The sequence below is a fragment of the Jannaschia pohangensis genome (assembly GCF_900113875.1).
GTDB classification, from domain to species: domain Bacteria; phylum Pseudomonadota; class Alphaproteobacteria; order Rhodobacterales; family Rhodobacteraceae; genus Jannaschia; species Jannaschia pohangensis.
This window is the reverse complement of record NZ_FORA01000001.1, coordinates 1110355-1129427: the sequence shown is the minus strand read 5'-3', so window position 1 is coordinate 1129427 and position 19073 is coordinate 1110355. Positions and strand designations below refer to the sequence as shown.

General features: G+C 66.2%; 17 protein-coding genes and 1 tRNA gene. 9 read left to right on the top strand and 9 right to left on the bottom strand.

Annotation, left to right across the window (positions count from 1 at the left end; all coding sequences use genetic code 11):
• Nucleotides 1-92: 92 nt before the first annotated feature.
• Nucleotides 93-491, top strand: coding sequence for a hypothetical protein (locus BM002_RS05655; protein ID WP_092778095.1), 399 nt, complete (start codon nucleotides 93-95; stop codon nucleotides 489-491).
• On the opposite strand, the gene BM002_RS05650 is transcribed toward BM002_RS05655, so the two are convergent.
• The gene (locus tag BM002_RS05650) at nucleotides 488-1537 is read right to left on the bottom strand and encodes a cupin domain-containing protein (RefSeq protein ID WP_092778818.1); all 1050 of its coding nucleotides are present in this window, start codon (nucleotides 1535-1537) and stop codon (nucleotides 488-490) included. The genes BM002_RS05655 and BM002_RS05650 overlap by 4 nt on opposite strands.
• A gap of 115 nt (nucleotides 1538-1652) precedes the next feature.
• Here BM002_RS05650 and BM002_RS05645 point away from each other — a divergent pair, with 115 nt between their 5' ends.
• Nucleotides 1653-3944, top strand: a complete 2292-nt coding sequence (locus tag BM002_RS05645) for an NADP-dependent malic enzyme (protein WP_092778093.1) — start codon at nucleotides 1653-1655, stop codon at nucleotides 3942-3944.
• Nucleotides 3945-4054: 110 nt separating this feature from the next.
• Nucleotides 4055-4546 (top strand): ClbS/DfsB family four-helix bundle protein, encoded by a 492-nt coding sequence (locus tag BM002_RS05640; RefSeq protein ID WP_092778091.1) that lies wholly within the window; start codon nucleotides 4055-4057, stop codon nucleotides 4544-4546.
• An 11-nt stretch (nucleotides 4547-4557) separates the two neighbouring features.
• Here the strand turns inward: BM002_RS05640 and BM002_RS05635 are convergent, their stop codons facing one another.
• From BM002_RS05635 to BM002_RS05625, 3 genes are all read right to left on the bottom strand, one after another.
• Entirely contained in the window at nucleotides 4558-5151 is a 594-nt protein-coding gene (locus tag BM002_RS05635; RefSeq protein ID WP_139212283.1) for a hypothetical protein, read from the bottom strand.
• A gap of 54 nt (nucleotides 5152-5205) precedes the next feature.
• Nucleotides 5206-5421: a hypervirulence associated TUDOR domain-containing protein gene (locus BM002_RS05630; protein ID WP_092778087.1), complete on the bottom strand. Its 216-nt coding sequence runs from the start codon at nucleotides 5419-5421 to the stop codon at nucleotides 5206-5208.
• 588 nt (nucleotides 5422-6009) lie between these two features.
• Nucleotides 6010-7251: an acyl-CoA dehydrogenase family protein gene (locus tag BM002_RS05625; protein WP_092778085.1), complete on the bottom strand. Its 1242-nt coding sequence runs from the start codon at nucleotides 7249-7251 to the stop codon at nucleotides 6010-6012.
• 62 nt (nucleotides 7252-7313) lie between these two features.
• On the opposite strand from BM002_RS05625, the gene BM002_RS05620 reads away from it, so the two are divergent.
• Nucleotides 7314-8327: a phosphotransferase family protein gene (locus BM002_RS05620; RefSeq protein ID WP_092778083.1), complete on the top strand. Its 1014-nt coding sequence runs from the start codon at nucleotides 7314-7316 to the stop codon at nucleotides 8325-8327.
• Here the strand turns inward: BM002_RS05620 and BM002_RS05615 are convergent.
• Nucleotides 8316-9311, bottom strand: coding sequence for a nuclear transport factor 2 family protein (locus tag BM002_RS05615; RefSeq protein WP_092778081.1), 996 nt, complete (start codon nucleotides 9309-9311; stop codon nucleotides 8316-8318). The genes BM002_RS05620 and BM002_RS05615 overlap by 12 nt on opposite strands.
• Before the next feature lie 145 nt (nucleotides 9312-9456).
• On the opposite strand from BM002_RS05615, the gene BM002_RS05610 reads away from it, so the two are divergent.
• Both BM002_RS05610 and BM002_RS05605 read left to right on the top strand, forming a co-directional pair.
• On the top strand, nucleotides 9457-10680 hold the full coding sequence (locus tag BM002_RS05610; RefSeq protein ID WP_092778079.1) for an aminotransferase-like domain-containing protein: 1224 nt from the start codon (nucleotides 9457-9459) through the stop codon (nucleotides 10678-10680).
• A gap of 180 nt (nucleotides 10681-10860) precedes the next feature.
• The gene (locus tag BM002_RS05605; protein ID WP_092778077.1) at nucleotides 10861-11748 is read left to right on the top strand and encodes a cation diffusion facilitator family transporter; all 888 of its coding nucleotides are present in this window, start codon (nucleotides 10861-10863) and stop codon (nucleotides 11746-11748) included.
• A gap of 76 nt (nucleotides 11749-11824) precedes the next feature.
• Here BM002_RS05605 and BM002_RS05600 read toward each other — a convergent pair whose 3' ends face one another.
• Nucleotides 11825-12040 (bottom strand): hypothetical protein, encoded by a 216-nt coding sequence (locus BM002_RS05600; protein ID WP_092778075.1) that lies wholly within the window; start codon nucleotides 12038-12040, stop codon nucleotides 11825-11827.
• Nucleotides 12041-12119: 79 nt separating this feature from the next.
• Here BM002_RS05600 and BM002_RS05595 point away from each other — a divergent pair, with 79 nt between their 5' ends.
• Nucleotides 12120-12395 (top strand): DUF2312 domain-containing protein, encoded by a 276-nt coding sequence (locus tag BM002_RS05595; RefSeq protein WP_092778073.1) that lies wholly within the window; start codon nucleotides 12120-12122, stop codon nucleotides 12393-12395.
• A 33-nt stretch (nucleotides 12396-12428) separates the two neighbouring features.
• Here BM002_RS05595 and BM002_RS05590 read toward each other — a convergent pair whose 3' ends face one another.
• Nucleotides 12429-13292, bottom strand: a complete 864-nt coding sequence (locus tag BM002_RS05590; protein WP_092778071.1) for a hypothetical protein — start codon at nucleotides 13290-13292, stop codon at nucleotides 12429-12431.
• Nucleotides 13293-13376: 84 nt separating this feature from the next.
• Between BM002_RS05590 and BM002_RS05585 the strand changes: the two genes are divergently transcribed.
• A complete protein-coding gene (locus BM002_RS05585; RefSeq protein ID WP_092778069.1) occupies nucleotides 13377-15017 on the top strand; it encodes an ABC transporter permease in 1641 nt (546 codons plus the stop codon).
• A gap of 8 nt (nucleotides 15018-15025) precedes the next feature.
• Nucleotides 15026-15101 (top strand) — tRNA-Thr (locus BM002_RS05580).
• 106 nt (nucleotides 15102-15207) lie between these two features.
• Here the strand turns inward: BM002_RS05580 and BM002_RS05575 are convergent.
• Entirely contained in the window at nucleotides 15208-15474 is a 267-nt protein-coding gene (locus BM002_RS05575; RefSeq protein WP_092778067.1) for a hypothetical protein, read from the bottom strand.
• 20 nt (nucleotides 15475-15494) lie between these two features.
• The gene (locus tag BM002_RS05570) at nucleotides 15495-18980 is read right to left on the bottom strand and encodes a class I SAM-dependent DNA methyltransferase (protein ID WP_092778065.1); all 3486 of its coding nucleotides are present in this window, start codon (nucleotides 18978-18980) and stop codon (nucleotides 15495-15497) included.
• Between the last annotated feature and the right edge of the window lie 93 nt (nucleotides 18981-19073).

Genomic DNA, 19073 nt, shown 5'->3' with positions numbered 1-19073 from the left:
CTCTCTGGCGTCGTGCGCTGGTCCGGTTCGCTGCGGATATGTCCGGAGCGAGCAGACTGGAGACGGTGTGTATGATCCTTGGTCTTAGTGGAATGTCCCTCGCCCTTGGCGTGATGGTGGCTCAGGCAACGCTGGCTCCGGTGATCACCACCGAAGACGCGCTGCGCGAAGCGGTCAGCCAGGCAGGTTTCGACGCTTCGATCTGCCCCGACGGTTGGGCGGCCGATCATGCGGCGCTTCTGGATGTCGCCGAATCCGAGGTCACGGCCTGGTATCTGCAAGACGCGCTGACCCTGTCCGATCAGGACGTGATCGCCGCGGTCGGCTATTATGTGACCCACCCCAAGGATTTCCGCCGGATCGAGGGCATGGCCCTGACGCGCACGCAGATCATGCTCTGCATCGCCGAAAGCCGTCGCCTGACCACGCCGCTGCATGAATTGATCCCGCCCGAGTTGCGCACCGCCGAACTGGCTGCCGAGGCCTCCTAGGGCGCGGACAGCGTCGGGGAGCCGGGCAGGGTGACCTCCAGCAGCTCCAGATCGTCCGAACACGCCTCATAGATCACGTCCTCGCCCGGTGGCGTGACGAAGGCGTCCGCCGTCGCGACCGCATGCGTCGCGCCCCCGACGGTCAGGGTCATCTCGCCCGACAGCACAAAGGTGAAATGGATCTCCGCATCGTGCCGGAACGCGGCCGTGGGCCTACTGTCCGGGCGCAGAACGCGAACCCCCGCCACATCGCCGGTATGGGCGGCAATCGTCGTGTCCCGACAGGTAAAGCCCGCCTGCGCCGCCGGGCCCCAGGTGGCCTCCTCGGGCCGGTGGTGGACGAAGGTCTGGCCCTGAAACCGGCGCTCGGGGTTCACGGTGTCGTTCGGCAATTCCATCTCGTGATCGATGGTAGTGACATGGACGGCAGGCACCCCGATCTCGATCACCTCGATATTGTCGGACGCGAACAGAACCCGGTGCCGGATCTCGGGCGGCTGGATCACGCAGGACCCGGCGATCAGGCGAAACGGCGGCCCCTGATCCTCGTAGACCAGATCGACCCACCCCTTGTAGCAATGGATCAACTGGAACCCGATGGTGTGGAAATGCACCATGTCCGGCACCGGCCCGCCGTCGGGAATGCGGATATGGCTGGCGATGATCGCGCCGCCCAGACGATCGGGCACAAGATCGCGGTACTGCATCCCCGCCCGTCCGATGATCCAGGGCGCGCCCTCGGCCAAACGCCGTAACCCGAACCCCTGCTGCACCTTCGGCATCGCCCCCGACGGCACGCCGGGCCCGAAGATCACCGCATTGCCCGCCGGGCTGACCTCCTTCGTCCCGTCGCCCTCAAGGCGCAGCGTCACCGGCCCCTCGGCCGCCCGCTCCAGCCGCAGCCGCAGGCCCATCCCGCTCAGCCGCGCGACCTCCGGATCGTCGGCGGGCCAGATCGCGTCCAGCCGAAAGCCCCGTTTCGTCCAGAAGGCCAGCTCCGCCCCGAAATCGGGCGCGGGCAGGATGGTTTCGGCGCTTGGTGTCATGCTGTGCCCCATGTCATCAAAGCTCAGCACGGTCGCAGGCAAAGATCAAACACGCTCTGGCGGTCGAAATTCGTTTAATGTTAAACAATCGCGGAAATGCCCGCCGGAGACCGACATGAGCACCCCCCCGTCCGATGATCCTCAGGCCGTCCTGCGCAAGGCCGCGCTCGACTACCACCGCCATCCGCGCCCCGGCAAGCTGGAGATCCGGGCGACCAAGCCCCTCGCCAACGGGCGCGACCTGGCGTTGGCCTATTCGCCGGGCGTGGCCGAGGCCTCCATCGCCATCCGCGACAACGCCGACGCCGCCCGCGACTACACCGCGCGCGGCAACCTGGTGGCGGTGGTCACCAATGGCACCGCCGTTCTGGGCCTCGGCAACATCGGCGCGCTGGCCTCCAAGCCGGTGATGGAGGGCAAGGCCGTCCTCTTCAAGAAATTCGCAGGCATCGACTGCTTCGACATCGAACTGAACGAGGCTGACCCCGAGCGCCTGGCCGATATCGTCTGCGCGCTGGAGCCGACCTTCGGAGCCATCAACCTCGAGGATATCAAGGCCCCCGACTGCTTTGTGGTCGAAAAACTCTGCCGCGAGCGGATGAACATCCCCGTCTTCCACGACGATCAGCACGGCACCGCCATCGTGGTCGGGGCCGCCGCCCTCAATGCGCTCCGGCTCACCGGCCGCAAGTGGGAGGACATCAAGGTCGTCTCCACCGGCGGCGGCGCGGCGGGCATCGCCTGCCTCAACATGCTGCTCACCCTCGGGGTCAAGCGCGAGAACGTCTATCTCTGCGACCTGCACGGCCTCGTCCACGAAGGCCGCACCGAGGACATGACCCCGCAAAAGGCCGACTACGCCCAACCCGGCGGCCCGCGCACCCTGGCCGACGTGATCGACGGGGCCGACCTGTTCCTCGGCCTCTCCGGCCCCGGCGTCCTCAAGCCCGAGATGGTGGCAAGAATGGCTGCCAAGCCCATCATCTTTGCGCTGGCCAACCCCAACCCCGAAATCGCTTACGACCTCGCCAAGTCCACGGCCCCCGACGCCATCATCGCCACGGGCCGCAGCGACCATCCCAACCAGGTCAACAACGTCCTGTGCTTTCCCTTCATCTTCCGCGGCGCGCTCGACGTCGGCGCGACCGAGATCAACGAGGCGATGAAGGTCGGCTGCGTCGAAGGCATCGCGGCCCTCGCCCGCGCCACCACCTCCGCCGAGGCCGCCGCCGCCTATCAGGGCGAACAGCTGACCTTCGGCACCGACTACCTGATCCCCAAACCCTTCGACCCGCGCCTGATGGGTGTGGTGGCCAGCGCCGTGGCCCGTGCCGCGATGGAGTCGGGCGTGGCCACGCGCCCCATCACGGACATGAAGGCCTACAAGGCGCAGCTCGACGCCAGCGTGTTCAAATCCTCCATGATCATGCGCCCGGTCTTTTCCGCCGCGGCCCAAGTCGAACGCCGCATCGTCTTTGCCGAGGGCGAGGATGAGAGGGTGCTGCGCGCCGCCCAGGCCATCATGGAGGAGACGACCGACATCCCCATCCTCATCGGTCGCCCCGACGTCATCGCCACCCGCGCCGCCCGCGCGGGCCTGACCATCGAACCGGGCCGCAACGTGGAGATCGTGAACCCCGAATCCGACCCCCGCTACCGCGACTACTACGAAACCTATCACAGCCTCATGGCGCGGCGCGGCGTCGCCCCCGATCTGGCCCGCGCCGTCATGCGCACCAACACGACCGCCATCGGCGCCGTCATGGTGCAGCGCGGCGATGCCGACAGCCTGATCTGCGGCACCTTCGGTCAGTTCCTCTGGCACCTGCGCTACGTGACCGAGGTTCTGGGCCAGGACGGTCTGCACCCGGTCGGCGCGCTCAGCCTGATGATCCTCGAAGACGGGCCGCTCTTCATCGCCGACACCCATGTCCACGCACAGCCGAACCCCGATCAGCTTACCGAAACCGTGATCGCCGCCGCCCGCCACGTGCGCCGCTTCGGGGTGGAGCCGCGCATCGCGCTGTGTTCCGCGTCGCAATTCGGCAACCTCGATTCCGCCTCCGGTCGCACGATGCGATCCGTCATGGCCCGCCTCGATGCCATGACCCTCGACTTCCAGTACGAGGGCGAGATGAACGTCGACGCTGCCCTCGACCCGACCCTTCGCGCCCGTTTCCTGCCGCACTCGCGGATGGAGGGGGCGGCCAACGTCCTCGTCTTCGCCTCGACCGATGCGGCGGGGGCCACGCGCAACATCCTGAAGGCGCGGGCAGGCGGTCTCGAAGTCGGTCCGATCCTGATGGGCATGGGCAACAAGGCCCATATCGTGACGCCCTCCATCACCGCGCGCGGCCTTCTGAACATCAGCGCGCTGGCCGGCACGCCGGTCACGCATTACGGCTGACCTTCCGTCCCCGGCATCGCGCCGGGGACATCCGCCCCTTGAATTGACCGAACGCAAGGCGGCACCTGCCCGCTTCCCCTATCGTCGTTGCAAAAGCCGACGGAGGATGCATGGCCGCCACGACCAAAACCGAACTGCTTGACGTGATCCGCAAGGAATATGCCAAGCTCGACAGGCTGATCGACGGGATCGACGCGACCACGGCACTGGCCAAGCGCGATGAGGACACCTCCATCAAGGACGTGATCGCCCACAGGGCCCATTGGATCGACCTGTTTCTGGGATGGTATGCCGACGGCCTCGCCGGAAAGACGGTGCATTTCCCGGCCGAGGGGTACAGATGGAACGACCTGAAACGCTACAATGCGGAGCTGCGGAAACGTCAGGCCAATCTTGACTGGCCCGAGGCCGTCGCGACCTTCCGCGACCGCGTCCAAACCCTTCTGACCTTCATCGAAAGCCACTCCGACCCCGATCTCTACGGCGGCCCGATGAAAGGGGCGAACAATGCCTGGACCCCGGGCAGATGGGCCGAAGCGGCGGGCCCCAGCCACTTCCGCTCCGCCGCGAAATACATTCGCCAGACCCTAAGGGCCCGCTGACCCGAATGCCCTCAGGCGTCGAGTTCAAACCACGCATGCGCCGCCTTGATCGCCGCCATCCCCGCCGGGTCCAGCTTCGTGCCGGTCAGGGTCAGCTTGCGCAGCGCCCGCATCCGCGTGACCGGCCCGAGGTCCAGATCCGCACCGTCCACCGCCATCAGGGTCAGATCCTCGATCGGCAACCCGCTCAGCGGCGCCAGGCTCACGATCCGCTGCCCCGCGCCGTATCCGCCCTGCACGCTCAGACGTCGCAAATCCCTCAGACCGGCCACCGCCAACAGGTCCAACGGCTGCCCCAACTCCCGCAGGTCCAACGCCATCAGGCCCGGCGCCTGTTCGATCCCGTCCAGCGTCTTCACCTTCGACGAATGCCACAGCCGCAACGCCCGCAATCCGGGCGGCATCGGCACCACCGTCAGGTCAGACGCCGACAACCACCGAAGCGCCAGCGCTTCCAGCGGCAAAGCGTCCAGCCCGCGAAGCCGCTTCAGGTCGGCCTTGCGGATCGTGTTGACGCTCAGCTCCGTCACATGCCCGAGGGTCGACAGATCGAGCCGTTCCCCGTCGAATTGCCGCGCCGCCATCGGGCCCTCCTGTCGTGCCATCCATCCTGCGAACGGCACGGGGTATGACGCAAGGCCGTGGCGTCAATGTGGCGCTCAGGCCTTCTGCACCTCCGACGCGAGCTTCAGCACCCCGTCGCCGTCCTCCTGCTCGATATAAAGTGCCGGGTCATCCTCCGACCCGTTCCGCGTCACCTCCGACCCCTGAAGCTTACGGGTCACGCTGCGGGTATAGGTCTTCTCGACCTTGCCCTCGGCTGTGCCGTCACCCCAATCCCACTTCACCTTGTCGCCCACATCATAGCTGGCCATCGTCTTATCCTCCGTGCTTGTACACACGCCAAACCCGTCACACTGACGCGAGGTTCCCGTCTTTGCCATGGAAACTGCGGCAGGTTCCATCCGGCTTGGAACCGGCACGGAGTCCGGCGTTCGTGATGTCAGCCCATCGCCGGACAAAACACGCCTCGAAGGCCGACCTGCGCCAGGCGTCTGGCCCCCACGCCGATGTCGCGAGGGGCAGGGGGGGCATCCGAAGCCTCCTACCAGATCCGCGTCATGAGCGCGTCGAACGTACTCGTACCGGACGCCGACGCATCCTGGATGCGCCCCGTTTCCATGACAAGACAGCAGGGCCCATCACCGCGCGGTCCGGGCAAGTGTTGATGCCGCGTCGACCGGCGACCCCCGGTGCCACCCGAACGTGGGCGTCCTTTCTCTGCTTTCCAAATACTCCGGGGGTGCGGGGGCTGGCCCCCGCCGCCCGTCCCGCGCGCGCGTCGCCCCGAACATCGCGCCGTTGCGCGAAATGTCCTCGGCGGGCGCAGGGGGTGTACAGCTGTATGTACAGGGGGTGTACGCCGGGTGTACCGGGGGTGCCCCCCAAAAACCGCCCTGAAATCAGTGCAGTGCGCGCGCCCGAAGCTCTGCCCGCGCAACGGTCCGCAGATGCACCGAGTCCGGTCCGTCGACCAGGCGCAACGTGCGCAGATGCGCCCAGGTGCGCGCAAGATCGGTGTCCTGCGACACGCCCGCACCGCCGTGCATCTGGATGGCCTCGTCGCAGACCTGCAAGGCCACGCGCGGCACCATCACCTTGGCCTGGCTGATGAAGGGCGCGGCCCGTGTCATCGTTCCCGTCTCTGCTTCCGCCCGGTCCATCTCCCAGGCCGCCCGCAGGCACATCAGCCGCGCCGCATCCAGCGCAATCCGCGCCTCGGCCAGCTTGTCCATGTTGCCGCCAAGCGAAAGCAGGTCACCGCCGAAGGCCTGCCGCGCAACCCCGCGTTCCGCCAGCAATGTCAGACACTTCTCGGCCATGCCGACGGCGCGCATGCAGTGGTGGATACGCCCCGGCCCAAGTCGCCCCTGGGCGATCTCGAACCCGCGCCCGGGGCCCAGAAGCATCGCCTCGGACGGCACCCGCACATCGGTGTAGCGGATGTGCATATGCCCGTGCGGGGCCTCGTCGTCGCCGAACACCTGCATCCCGCGCAGCACCTCGATCCCCGGCGTGGCGCGCGGCACGACGACCATGGAATGCCGCTGGTGCCGGGGCGCGTCTGGGTCGGTCAGGCACATGACAATGTGGACGGCACAGCGCGGATCGCCCGCCCCCGTGGACCACCATTTCTCGCCGTTCAGAACCCACTCGTCCCCGTCCCGCACACACCGCATCGCGATGTTGGACGCATCCGAAGACGCCACATCCGGTTCCGTCATCAGGTATGCCGACCGGAGCTCCCCGGCCATAAGCGGCTCCAGCCATTGGGTTTTCATGGCGTCCGTTCCGTAGCGCAGAAAGACTTCCATGTTGCCCGTGTCCGGCGCATTGCAGTTGAACACCTCGGGGGCGAGCCAGCTTTTGCCCATCTCCTCGGCGATCCAGGCATAGTCGACGGTGGTGATGCCCGACCCTCCCCCGGCCAGATGCGTCTGCCAAAGGTTCCACAGCCCCGCCGCCCGCGCCCCGTCCTTCAGTGTCTTCAGGATCTCCGTCTGGCGCGGCGTATGCTCCCACCGGTTTCCGGTCCTGCCCGTCTCGGTGTGGAATTCCGCATCCAGCGGCGCGATCCGCGTCCTGACCATCTCGGCCACCGCGTCCCGCAACCCGCGCCCGTGCTCTGTCAGTCCAAGATCCATATCGCCTCCTCCGGCTGAGGTTGATCTTGTCACAGGCCGCGCGACGCGCAACCCTGCTTGCCATGGATGATGTGACCCCCGAACTTCTGACCTGGCTTTCCGTGCGCCTTCCCGGCCAGCCCCGGCTGACCGGCGCGCGCCGCTTCGGGACGGGGCAATCCAACCCGACCTGGGCCATCGAAAGCCCTGCCGGACCCCTTGTTCTTCGGGCCAAGCCGCCCGGTCGCCTGCTGCCCAAGGCGCATATGATCGATCGCGAATTCCGCGTGATGCAGGCCCTGTCGGACACCGCCGTGCCGGTCCCCCGGATGATCCTGCTGGTGGAGGAGGACAATCCGCTCGGACGCGATTTCTATGTGATGGAGCATCTCGACGGGCGCATCTTCTGGGACCCGGCCTTGCCTGACTGCACCGCCCCCGAGCGCGCCGCGATCTATGCCGCCATGGGCCGCCTTCTGGCCGATCTGGCGCGGATCGACCCGGGCGCGGTCGGTCTGGCCGACTTTGGCCGCGCCGAAGGGTTCTTTGCGCGACAGGTCGCCCTCTGGTCCCGGCAATACGCGGCCAGCGTGCCCGACCCCGACCCCGGGATGGTCGCGCTTGGCGACTGGCTTGCCGCAGAGCAGGTGGCGGACTTGGCCCCCGCGCTGGTCCACGGGGATTTTCGATTGGACAACATGATCTTCCATCCGACCGAGCCGCGCATCATCGGCCTTCTCGATTGGGAACTTTCGACCCTTGGCCATCCCACGGCGGACATCGCCTATCAGGTGATGCAGTGGCAGCTGGCCCATGGCGGCGCGCTGCGGGGTCTGGCGGGTGTGGATCGTGCGGCTTTGGGCCTGCCCGATGACGCGGCATATCTCGCCGCCTATCGCGCTGCCCTGGGCCTGACCGAGATCCCGGCCTGGCGGCCCTTCGTGGTGCTGGCCGCCTACCGTCTGGCGGCGATCCTGGCCGGTGTCGGCGCGCGGGCGGCGGCGGGGAATGCTGCCAACCCCGAACAGGGGGCAGCTTATGGCCGCCTCGTGCCCGAGCTGATCGAGCTGGGTCATCGTTTGCGATCAGAGGGTTAGCGGCGCATCCCCGGTCAGGTGGTGCATCCGGGCCATCACGTCGACGCCCATCTGTGCCATCAGGCCGATGGTGTCATTGGGCAGCCAGTTTTCGGCGATTTTGCCCTCGTCGTCGAAGCGGTAGAAATCCATCACCCGCATCCGCAGCGCACGGCCCGTCGCGGGAATACCCATGTAATCGGCCCCCGTATGCGTCAGCGCCACATCGCCCCCGGTCACGGCAAAGGGCCCGTCGGACAGTCGGACGAAATGGCCCGCGCCCTTGCGGTCGGGAAAGGCGCGCAGAAACGGGATCTGGTGGTGCGCCCGGAACCCGGACAGTCCGCGACAGGCCCCGATGTTGCCCGCGGCGTAATACATGAAATCCTCGGCCCAGGCGTCCATCGGCATCGATTCGATGCTGTGGCCGTCGAAGGCGTGCAGCGCGTCGTGCATGGCCAGAACGCGCGCAAGGCTGGCGCTGTCGTCGCCCGGTTCCAGCCGCAGGCCCGCGCCACCCTTGGGTCCGGGCCAGAGACCGGGGCGGCCAAGGGGTGCCGCCATCGGCCAGCACCCCGCTTGCATCATCAGTCCGGCGATATCCCACAGCAGGAACGACTGGCGCAGCTTGCCGTCCACTATGTGATGCGCCTCGCCATAGGTCAGGGTGACGACGCCCCCGGTCGGCGGAATACCGGCGAAGGGCGCGCGGAAGGTGCCGACATAGCTGCCGGTGGTGGCGACCATCACGGGCGCGCGGGGCCTTTGCCAGCGCGCGTCGTCATGGTTGCGACCGGCCAGCAGGATGTCGTCGCGGCGCTCCAGATCGGGCAGGGCGCGCTGCAGATCGGCAAAAAGGATCGCGATACCCCGTGCATCCAGCTGACCGAAAGGGGCCGCCGCATCCGCCGTTGCATCGGGCGCGATGACGGTCGTGTCGCCCCGGGCGAGGTCGGCCAGAAGGGTCAGGGCAGACCGACGAAAAGCGGTGTCGTCAGGGCGCATTCGGGGCTCCGATAGTCAGGCTTCGTACGATCCGTGATTGGTCGCGGATCGAGCGGGGCGCAAGAACATTCACGAATTCACCCCGTGTTTGAAATATAATATCAGGCTTGTTGACCTAACTATGTCAGTCATGCTGACGTAAATCATGGAACAGATCGCCCCCTACGCCCCCCGCATCGCCGCCCGAATGGCCGGTGTTCAAGCCTCCGAAATCCGCGAATTGCTCAAGATCGCGGACCAGCCCGGCGTCATCAGCTTCGGGGGCGGCATTCCCGACCCGGCACTTTTCCCGCGGGTCCGGATCGAGGCGGTCTATGCCGATATCCTGTCGGATCCGGCCCGCGCGGCGATGGCGTTGCAATATTCCACGAGCGAGGGCGACCCCGACTTGCGCGCGTTCATCGCCGAAGGGGTCCGGGCCGAGGGGTATGACTGTCGGCCCGACAACATCCTGATCACAAATGGCGCGCAGCAGGGCCTCGATTATCTGGGTCGGCTTCTGGTGGACGAGGGGGCGCATATCATGGCCGGATGGCCGACGTATCTGGGCGCGTTGCAGGCCTTTGCGCCGAACCGGCCCCGGTATCTGCCGCTGCGGTCCGGGCAGAACCGCGATGCCGAAGGCCTGCGCGATGCGGCGGGGTCGGGCGGGGTCGCCATGGCCTATGTCGTGCCCGAGTTCGCCAATCCGACGGGCGAGACGATGACCCTTGCCGACCGCGAGGGATTGCTTGCAATGGCCCGCGCGCTTGATTTCCCGGTGATCGAAGACAACCCCTACGGCGCCCTGCGGTTCGAAGGCACGGCCTTGCCCGCGCTTCAGGCGCTAGATGTGGGGCGGGTCGGGTCGCTCGATGCCTCGCGGGTGATCCGGCTCGGGTCTTTCTCCAAGGTGCTGACGCCCGGATTGCGGGTCGGTTGGGTCTGTGCCGCGCGGTCGGTCATCGACCGTCTGGTCCTGATGAAACAGGCGGGCGACCTGAACTGTGCCCGGTTGAACCAGATGGCCGTGCTGGACATCGCGCGCGGCGGCCTCGGGCCACAGATCGAACGGGTCCGCGACAGCTACCGCGCCAAGCGCGACGCGATGCTGGCCGCACTCGAGACGGCGATGCCGGCCGGTGTCGGTTGGACCCGGCCCGAGGGGGGCATGTTCCTGTGGCTGACCCTGCCCGAGGGGATGGACGCGGCCAGGACCCTGCCCGAGGCGATTGCGGCGGGCGTGGCCTATGTGCCGGGTGCCGCGTTCTTTCCCGACCGTGGGACGGCGAATTGCATGCGGCTGAGCTATTCGCTGGCCTCTGCCCCGGACATTGCCGAGGGGATCGACCGGCTGTCGCGCGTGCTTGCCCGGCACCTTCCGGGATGACAGGCCAGCGTGGCTGACCCCGGACCGGCCGCCGCAGCGACCTCGCGAAGACCTTGGATTGCGGGCCCGTCCGAGTCATTTCTACCGTAACGGGCCGTGATTTTCTGAACCGAAGCCGGTTTCTTGCGCTCCCAGTCCTGCGCGTCTACGTGGTTTGCGAGCGACCGGAAGGGCAGCCCCATGACCACTCTCAAACTCGCAATCGGCAGCATTCTGGTCGGTTTCGCGGTCCTGGGTCTCAAGGCTGCGGCCTATTGGATCACGGGATCGGTCGCGCTTTTGTCGGATGCCCTCGAAAGCACGGTCAACGTGGCGACGGCGTTTGCGGCGCTGATCGCCATCCGGATTGCCGCGAAACCCGCCGATGCGGATCATCCGTTCGGGCATCACAAGGCAGAGTTCTTCAGCGCGGTCATCGAAGGCGTGATGATCATCGTCGCGGCGCTTCTGATCTTTCGAGAGGCGTTCCAAGGATTTCTGGACCCGGTGCCGCTCGATGCGCCGGTCGAGGGTCTGGCTGTGAACATGGTGGCGACCGTCCTGAACGGTGTCTGGGCCTGGGTGCTGATCACCGGAGGGCGCAGACGGAAATCTCCGGCGCTGGTCGCGGACGGAAAGCATCTTGTGTCCGATGTGCTGACCTCTGTCGGGGTCGCCGTGGGAATCGTCCTTGCAGTCGTGACGGGATGGTGGGTTCTTGATCCGCTCATGGCAGCCGTTGTGGCGGTCAATATCCTCTGGTCCGGCTGGAAGATCGTCAAGGACTCCGTCGGCGGCCTGATGGACGAGGCCGTGTCAGAGCAGACGTTGACCGACATCCGCAAGACCATCGCGGCGGAGGCCGGCGGCGCGATGGAGGCGCACGACCTGCGGACGCGCCATGCCGGGGTGGCGACCTTCATCGATTTTCACCTGGTGGTCCCGGGCGACACGACGGTGTTTCAGGCCCATGAGATCTGCGACCGGATCGAGGCGGCCCTGAAAGAGCTTCTGGACGATGCCAAGGTGACGATCCACGTGGAGCCGGAACACAAACTGAAGCACGCGGGTGTCATCGTTCCTGATTGAGGTGCGGTCTGACCCCAAGGGGTGGATTTGCCGCCGGGAGCCAGCCCCCGCCGCGTTGGAGCGATGGCCGGAGCGGTCAGCCGAGGAGTATGCCCGTCACCACGGTCATCAGGCCCAGGGCCGAGATTGCGAGGGCGGCGAGGTTGAGGGCGACGAGGCGTTTCAGGCGGGCGGCCATGGCGTCACCCTCGAGGCCTTCGCGCTTGGCGCGGGCGGCGACGACGATGCAATAGAGCAGCCCGAGGATGCCCATCACGACAAGCCCTGCGCCGATCCAGATCAAAGCTTCCATTTCGGGCCGTCCTTCCGTTGCATCATGTCTGCCCCGGCGCTACCGAAGGCATCTGATCGATACAAGAGGAGCAGCGAAAATGGCCGACCTACATGTGGTGGACGATGGTCCCTCGGATACCTACCGCGTTACCGCCGACGAGCTGCGTCAGTTCATCGAACGGGTCGAGCGGCTGGAGCAGGAGAAGAAGGACCTGGCCGAACAGGTCAAGGAGGTCTTCGCCGAGGCCAAGGGCCGGGGCTATGACACCAAGGTGATGCGCAAGGTCATCGCGCTGCGCAAGCGCGAGCCCGACGACGTGGCCGAGGAAGAGGCCGTGCTGGAAATGTACAAGGAAGCGCTCGGAATGAGCTGAGGGGGTGGGGCCGCAAGGCCCCGTCCCAAAACCTCAGGGGGCGATGAAGGTGATGTCGCCCATGGCCTTCACCCGCGCCACATCCTGCTCATAGAGGTTCGACAGACCCGCGATCATCTCGTCGGTCCAGCCAGGTTGCGCGATCTCGGGGGCGACCTTGGAGTCGTCGGCGTATTTTCCCAAGAAGGCCGTGATGACCTTGCGCCGCGTCGCGGAATTGGCCGGTGGATTATCGGCCAGATAGGTCTTGAGCCGTGCGATGCCCGGGTCCGTCATGATCTGTTCCAGAATGGCGAGATCGCCGATCTTCGGCCCCTCGACCCCGGAAATCGCTTCGAGCACATCGGTCCAGATCATCGGCAGGTCTTCGTTGCACCAGACCGTCAGCGGCACTTCGGGGCAGGCGGCCCGGATGGCGGCAATGGGTTCGGACCATGTGATCGCCGACAGGTCGTGACCATTCACGAAGGCGCCGAAGTCGGTCACCGAAGAGGCCTCGAACAGGGCGGGGATCAGGGTGGCGGGGTTGCGCAGCGCAAGGAAGAACGACACCGCATGCCCGGGAAACAGATCGCGCAACATGGTGCAGCGCTGGCCCGCCGCGGGATACATCGATGGCCCCGACAGGACCGTGGCATAGGTGCCCAGAAAGCCCTCGTAGCTCAGGACCATCCGTGAGCCGTCATGTCCGTCGAGCAATTCGCCCACCAGCGGATTGCCCATGCCCGGCACCAGATTGCCGCCCGCTTGCAACGCCTTGCGCAGGGCCGGGCGGGCCTTGTTTGGCGCAGGCAGGGCCACGCCATTGCGCGCCATCAGGGGCGCGTTGTCGGCAAGGGTGCGCAGGATCAGATCCTCGTCGGTGCAATGCGCGCCGAGGTGAATGGCAATATCCAAGGTTTTCTGCCCATGTGGTGCGTTTCGCCGCACGATAGCGATGCCCCGCTGGACAGGCAAACGCCAATCCTCTAGCGCGGGTGTATGTCTGACGGAAACACTCGGATCAAGCCGGACCTGTGGTCGGCGGGGGCCGTGGCAATTGCCGCGCTGGTCCTTGTGCCGATTGTCGCAGTGTTCTGGCTGGCGGCCTTACCGACCCAGAATATCTGGCCGCATCTGATGGATACGGTCCTGCCGCGCTATATCGCGACAACGCTGATCCTGATGGCGGGGGTGGGCGCGCTGGCGGCGGTTCTGGGGACGGGGACGGCCTGGCTGGTGGCGATGCACGAGTTTCCGGGGCGGCGCTGGCTGGCCTCGGCGCTGCTGATGCCGCTGGCGATCCCGGCCTATGTCGGTGCCTATGCGCTGGTCGATTTCCTCGACTACGCGGGGCCGCTTCAGGTGGCGTTGCGGGCGACCTTCGACTGGTCGAGCGCCGCCGACTACAGCTTTCCCAAGATCCGGTCGCTGCCTTTCGCGGTGCTGGTGATCGGGCTGTCGCTCTATCCGTATGTCTATCTTCTGGCGCGCGCCGCCTTTTCCGAACAGTCGGGGGCCGGCTACGAAGTCGCTCGGGCCCTGGGCGCGGGGCCGTGGCAGAGGTTCCTGCGCGTCGGCCTGCCGCTCGCCCGGCCCGCCATCGCGGCAGGGACGGCGGTCGCCATGATGGAGGCGGTCAACGACTTCGGCACCGTCGATTTTTTCGGCGTCCAGACCCTGACCACGGGCATCTTCACGACCTGGCTGTCGGGGGGCAACGCGGGCGGCGCGGCGCAGATCGCCTGTGTGGTGCTGGTCCTGATCGCGGGCCTCGTCTGGATCGAGCGGCAATCGCGCGCGCGGCGCCGCTTCTGGCAGGCACCCCGGTCGCAGCGCCCCGTCACCCGCATGGTGCTGACGGGCCGCGCGGGGTGGGCCGCCTTCGCGGTGTGCCTGTTGCCGGTCCTGTTGGGCTTCGTCTTTCCGGCGTCGGTGATGCTTTGGCACGCGGTGGTGGCCGCTGACGGCTGGCTGGCCCCGGGGTTGGTACGGGCGATCCTGAACACGCTGGTGGTCGCGGGCGCGGCCTCGGTCCTCTGTGTCGGGCTTGCCCTGTTCATGACCTACGGCGTGCGGATGGCGGGGCGGACCCTGCCGCGCCTTTTGCTACCGGTGACGACCGTGGGATACGCTGCCCCCGGTGCGGTTCTGGGGCTGGGCGTGTTGATCCCGCTGGCGGCGTTCGACAACCGGGTGGCGGACGCGGTCCTGGCGCTGACCGGATGGGACCCGGGGCTGATCCTGACGGGTAGCTCGGCGGCACTGGTCTTTGCCTATGTCGTTCGGTTCTTCGCCATCGGTCAGGGGGCGGCGGACGCGGCCCTGGGTCGGATCCCGCCCTCGTTGCCCTTGGCCGCGCGGTCGCTCGGGCGCGGGCCGGGGGCCACGCTGCGGGCGATCCATCTGCCGCTGATGCGCAGCTCCATCGCCATGGCCCTGCTTCTGGTCTTCGTGGACAGCGTCAAGGAATTGCCCGCGACGCTTCTGCTGCGGCCCTTCGGGTTCGACACATTGGCGACCCGGGTCCACGATCAGGCGTCGCTGGAACGCCTGTCCCAAGCCGCCCCGGCGGCCCTGGTGATAACTTGCGTCGGATTGGTCGCAGTCCTCTTGCTGGCACGCGCCGACAAGGTTAAATGACCGGCAGTGCCCCTATAGCTCAGCTGGTAGAGCAACTGATTTGTAATCAGTAGGTCCGCGGTTCGAGTCCGTGTGGGGGCACCAAATAAATCACATAAAATACTGATTTATAACGGTAAGTCCTGAAATGGGTTGTGATCCATCCCCCTAATTATCCACCCTAGATGCTTTGATGCCTCTGCGGGTGGGCCTAGTCCATGCCATCAGCCAGGTTGCGCGTTTCGCGGCTCAGCGCGTTCGCCAGCTTGCGCAGGTTCACCATGTCGCCGCTGCGCCCGCCGTGTTTCCAGTTCGGATGCGCCGTGCCGGGCTTCGCGCTACCCCGCGCGCCGTGCATTCGACAAACGGTGCAGCCGCGAACGGCGGGGGCACGGCAGGGGTTGCCGGTGCGCTTCGATTTGGCGGTGCATCTGGGTGCGCCATGGGCGCTTTGCATGGGGTCAGCGTCAGCTTTCATCTTCGTCCCCCCCGGGTGTGTCACATCGCATAGCGTCCACCGTCCACCACCTGCGCCTGTCCCAGGGCGGTCAGGCTGTCCAGAAGCGGTTGCACTGTCGCGGCGCGGCCCCGCTTGAATTGGCGGGCGACCTGTTCGGGGGTGGCCTGGCCCAGATCGGAGAGCGCTTCGCGGACGGCGGCGATCTGGTCGGGCAGGGCCTTGGGGAAGGCGGGCTTGTCGGCGGCAGCCTTGGGGCCAAGGTCCATGTCGGCGGTCTTGCCCTTGGCCTCTGCCTGCGTGCCCGCCGGGTTCTGATACTCGGGGCGCAGCCAGCGGATGTGTCCCTGCGCTTCCTCGGCGGCGCGTTCGCGGTTGAGGTCCACAAGGCGGTGCAGGATGTCGTCGTCGGACAGATCGGCGGGCCAGCCGTAGGCGTCGGCCACGGCGGCGTCGATCCGGTCGTGGATGTCGCGCAGGATGCCGATCAGGCCCTGGTCGTAGGTTTCGCGGTCCTTTCCTTCGATGGTTTCGCCCGCGCGCAGCTTTTCAAGCACGTTATACATCTGCGTCAGGGTCAGCTTAGGGTGCTGCGCCTGTTGGGCCTTGCGATGGGCGTCGAGTTCTTCGCCCAAGGCGCGCAGGCGGGTACGCTGGGGGTCGGTGAGGTCGGGGAAGGGGAAGGGGTCGAAGCACTTTGATTTGTTGTATCGTGGGTCATTCCCGAATCCGAGACGCCCGCCAGCGGTCAGCGCCCATGCGACATGCACTCGCGACGATAAAATCGAAATCATAGCGGCGTCGTCGCTACCGATTGCGATCAGCATGTTGTCCGGCAGGGTGTTGGAACCAAGAAATTGGAACGTCCGGTGCTTGGTGGTCTCAACGGTGGCGATGTATCGCGGCAAGCCCTGCAGCGCCGGGCGCAACATTTGTCGTGGCTTCCCGTGGAGCCACCAGAGTCTTGCATATGCCGCACTATCTTTCGAGTTTTTCGCCCGTTCATCGCGCTCTGGTTTCACCCGGTCGAATACATGCTGATAGACTGCCGGGAACCGTTCGCGGACCTCTTTTTCAGACAGACCGAACAGGTCGATGACCATAACCCCGCGCGGGGTTGCGGTCAGGTCGCGGCCGTTGCGATAGTCGCGGATATGGTTTTCGAGGCCCGGCACGGTGCCCAGACCAAGCGCCCTTGCCTCGGCTGGCGTCACGATGAAGCCCGCGCCGTGCAGCTTCACGCCGGGTGAGGAAATTCCATCATTCGCCTTGAGTGGCTTGGCCCCCGCCACATCTGCCCCAATCCGCAGGTTGGCGAAAATCTTGCCCTTCTCGACGGACAGGGACACGGCGCGCCCTTCGGCCTCCGCCTCGCTCTTCTGTTCGCGGTCCACGGTCAACAACCGCCCCGGATGGTTGCCCAACCGCCCCACGGTCATGGCGATACGCACCGCCGCCCCATCGCCCGCATCCACCCAAGGGTGATCGGGAATGGCGTAGGTCAGGGACAGGGGCGTTTTCGGGTCGGCCATATGCGGGGCCAGCACCTTGCGGTTGAACGTCTGCCGCAGGGAATTGGTCGTGATCAGCCCCATGCGGCGGGTGCCCCTGGCTTTTGCCTTGGCGGTCGCCGGTTTCCACCCACGGGTCGCCAGCGCCGCCTTTTCCCACCAGAACATGACGAAATCCGCGCTTTGCGGCATCTTGGGATAGGCTTTCCACAACGCCTCCGCATAGCCGTCGCCAAGGGCGTCGCGCATCCGGCTGGCCCCGATGAACGGCGGATTGCCCACGATGAAATCGGCGCGCGGCCATTGCGCGGGTTTGGGCGCGGCATAGTCCAGCACCGGCACGCGGGCCTGGGGGTCGGGCACGTCCTCTCCGGTCACCGGGTGGCGCGTCTTGGTGACGCCATCCCACCGGGTCACGGGCGCGCCCGCCTCGTCCAGCCGGGGCGTGGTGCCGGTGTAGGTCAGCACGGCATCGCGGTTTTCGATATTGTGGAAATCGCGCAGCACAGGCTCCGACGGGCTGGCCGTGCCGTGGGTGCGGAAGTGCCATTGCAGATAGCCGATCCACAGCACCAGTTCGGCCACCGCCGCCGCCCAGGGGTTCAGTTCGATGCCCAGAAACTGGTGCGGGTCCACGGTGTAGCCCGCCAGCGACAGTGCGCTTTGATCTTCGCCCAGTTCGGCCAGCAGGGCCGTCACTTCCCCTTCCAGCCGCTTCATCAGTTCGAGGGCCACGTACAGGAAATTGCCCGATCCACAGGCCGGGTCCAGCACCGTGGTTTCGCAAAGCTGCCGGTGGAAATCGCGCACCACATCGCGCGCGGCGTCCTCCTTGCCCTGTTTGGCCAAGGTCAGGGCGGCGGCCTGCACATCGGCCCAATCGGCGCGCAAGGGTTCCATGATGGTGGGCACCACAAGCCGTTCGACATAGGCGCGCGGCGTGTAATGCGCGCCCAGCTTGTGGCGCTGTTTCTTGTCCAACGCGCGTTCCAGCAGGGTGCCGAAAATCGCGGGCTCCACCTCGCGCCAGTCGCATTGTGCCGCGTCGATCAGCAGGGACAGTTGCACGTTGGATAGGGGCAGGGCCTCAGCATCCTTGAACAGGCCGCCGTTGAATTTCTTGAGGTCGGTCGTCAGGACGGCGGAAAAGCCGCCGGTATTCATGGTCTCCCATAGCGCCTTGAGCGATGGGGCTGCATGTTCGGGGTGCCCTCGCAACTTGGTCAGCAGATCCGTGAAGCTGTCAGCCGGGATCAAGTCCACATCCTCGGCAAACATGGTGAACAGGCATCGCATCAGGAAGTTGGCAACGGTTTCGGGCGCATGACCCTGACCCTCGAAGGACCGGCCAAGGGCGGCCAGCCGGTCCGCTACCTCGCGCGTCACACGTGCCGCCGTCCGCGAAGGGTCCAGCGCCATGGGATCGGTCCAGATCATGCGGAGCAAGTCCCGCGTGGCTTCGTTCCGCAGATCGTCCATCGTGATGCGGTAGCGGCGACCATCGGGAAACTGTGTGTATCCTTGGCCTTGTCCCGAAAAGTCAGCGTAGAGTTCGATCACATGGCCTACGTCCACCACCATCAGGAAAGGTGGCCAGCCATCATCCCGTGACACGGCGCGGGCGTATCCATCCGCCTGGGCTTTCGCACCCATCATGGCCAGCGCCCATTGCTGGGTGCCGCGCTTGCCATGTCCGACACGGGTGGCGCGCGGCAGGTCGGGGATCAGTTCCGCCTGATCTGTTTTCGGGTTGGCCTTCCCATCGGTGCCTTGCTTGGCCTCCATCACGAAATGCCCGGCACGGTAGAGGTCGATAAAGCCGCGCGATTGACTGCCGGTGTGAATGAAAGTGACCGGGCGTTCGAAGCAGTAAGCATCGCTGGGCGCGTGCTGCGTGGCGGGATCGGGGCGTGGCACGCCCAATATCCCGCACAGTTCATTCGCGAAGGTCTGGAAATTGGCGCGCTCACTGCCACCGGATGCCGCCCAGCGCGTGATGAATTCTGCAACGTCCATAGTGTTTTGTGCATCAATCATCCCGACACCTTTGCCGCGTTGCGCGCGCACTTCAATCGTAAAACTGCAAAGGCTATGCCCAACTTTGCACCT

Bases quoted from the DNA above. Each gene is read 5' to 3' on its own strand.
- BM002_RS05655 (WP_092778095.1), top strand. From the start codon at position 93: ATGTCCCTCGCCCTTGGCGTGATGGTGGCTCAGGCAACGCTGGCTCCG.
- BM002_RS05650 (WP_092778818.1), bottom strand. From the start codon at position 1,537: ATGACACCAAGCGCCGAAACCATCCTGCCCGCGCCCGATTTCGGGGCG.
- BM002_RS05645 (WP_092778093.1), top strand. From the start codon at position 1,653: ATGAGCACCCCCCCGTCCGATGATCCTCAGGCCGTCCTGCGCAAGGCC.
- BM002_RS05640 (WP_092778091.1), top strand. From the start codon at position 4,055: ATGGCCGCCACGACCAAAACCGAACTGCTTGACGTGATCCGCAAGGAA.
- BM002_RS05635 (WP_139212283.1), bottom strand. From the start codon at position 5,151: ATGGCACGACAGGAGGGCCCGATGGCGGCGCGGCAATTCGACGGGGAA.
- BM002_RS05630 (WP_092778087.1), bottom strand. From the start codon at position 5,421: ATGGCCAGCTATGATGTGGGCGACAAGGTGAAGTGGGATTGGGGTGAC.
- BM002_RS05625 (WP_092778085.1), bottom strand. From the start codon at position 7,251: ATGGATCTTGGACTGACAGAGCACGGGCGCGGGTTGCGGGACGCGGTG.
- BM002_RS05620 (WP_092778083.1), top strand. From the start codon at position 7,314: ATGGATGATGTGACCCCCGAACTTCTGACCTGGCTTTCCGTGCGCCTT.
- BM002_RS05615 (WP_092778081.1), bottom strand. From the start codon at position 9,311: ATGCGCCCTGACGACACCGCTTTTCGTCGGTCTGCCCTGACCCTTCTG.
- BM002_RS05610 (WP_092778079.1), top strand. From the start codon at position 9,457: ATGGAACAGATCGCCCCCTACGCCCCCCGCATCGCCGCCCGAATGGCC.
- BM002_RS05605 (WP_092778077.1), top strand. From the start codon at position 10,861: ATGACCACTCTCAAACTCGCAATCGGCAGCATTCTGGTCGGTTTCGCG.
- BM002_RS05600 (WP_092778075.1), bottom strand. From the start codon at position 12,040: ATGGAAGCTTTGATCTGGATCGGCGCAGGGCTTGTCGTGATGGGCATC.
- BM002_RS05595 (WP_092778073.1), top strand. From the start codon at position 12,120: ATGGCCGACCTACATGTGGTGGACGATGGTCCCTCGGATACCTACCGC.
- BM002_RS05585 (WP_092778069.1), top strand. From the start codon at position 13,377: ATGTCTGACGGAAACACTCGGATCAAGCCGGACCTGTGGTCGGCGGGG.
- BM002_RS05575 (WP_092778067.1), bottom strand. From the start codon at position 15,474: ATGAAAGCTGACGCTGACCCCATGCAAAGCGCCCATGGCGCACCCAGA.
- BM002_RS05570 (WP_092778065.1), bottom strand. From the start codon at position 18,980: ATGGACGTTGCAGAATTCATCACGCGCTGGGCGGCATCCGGTGGCAGT.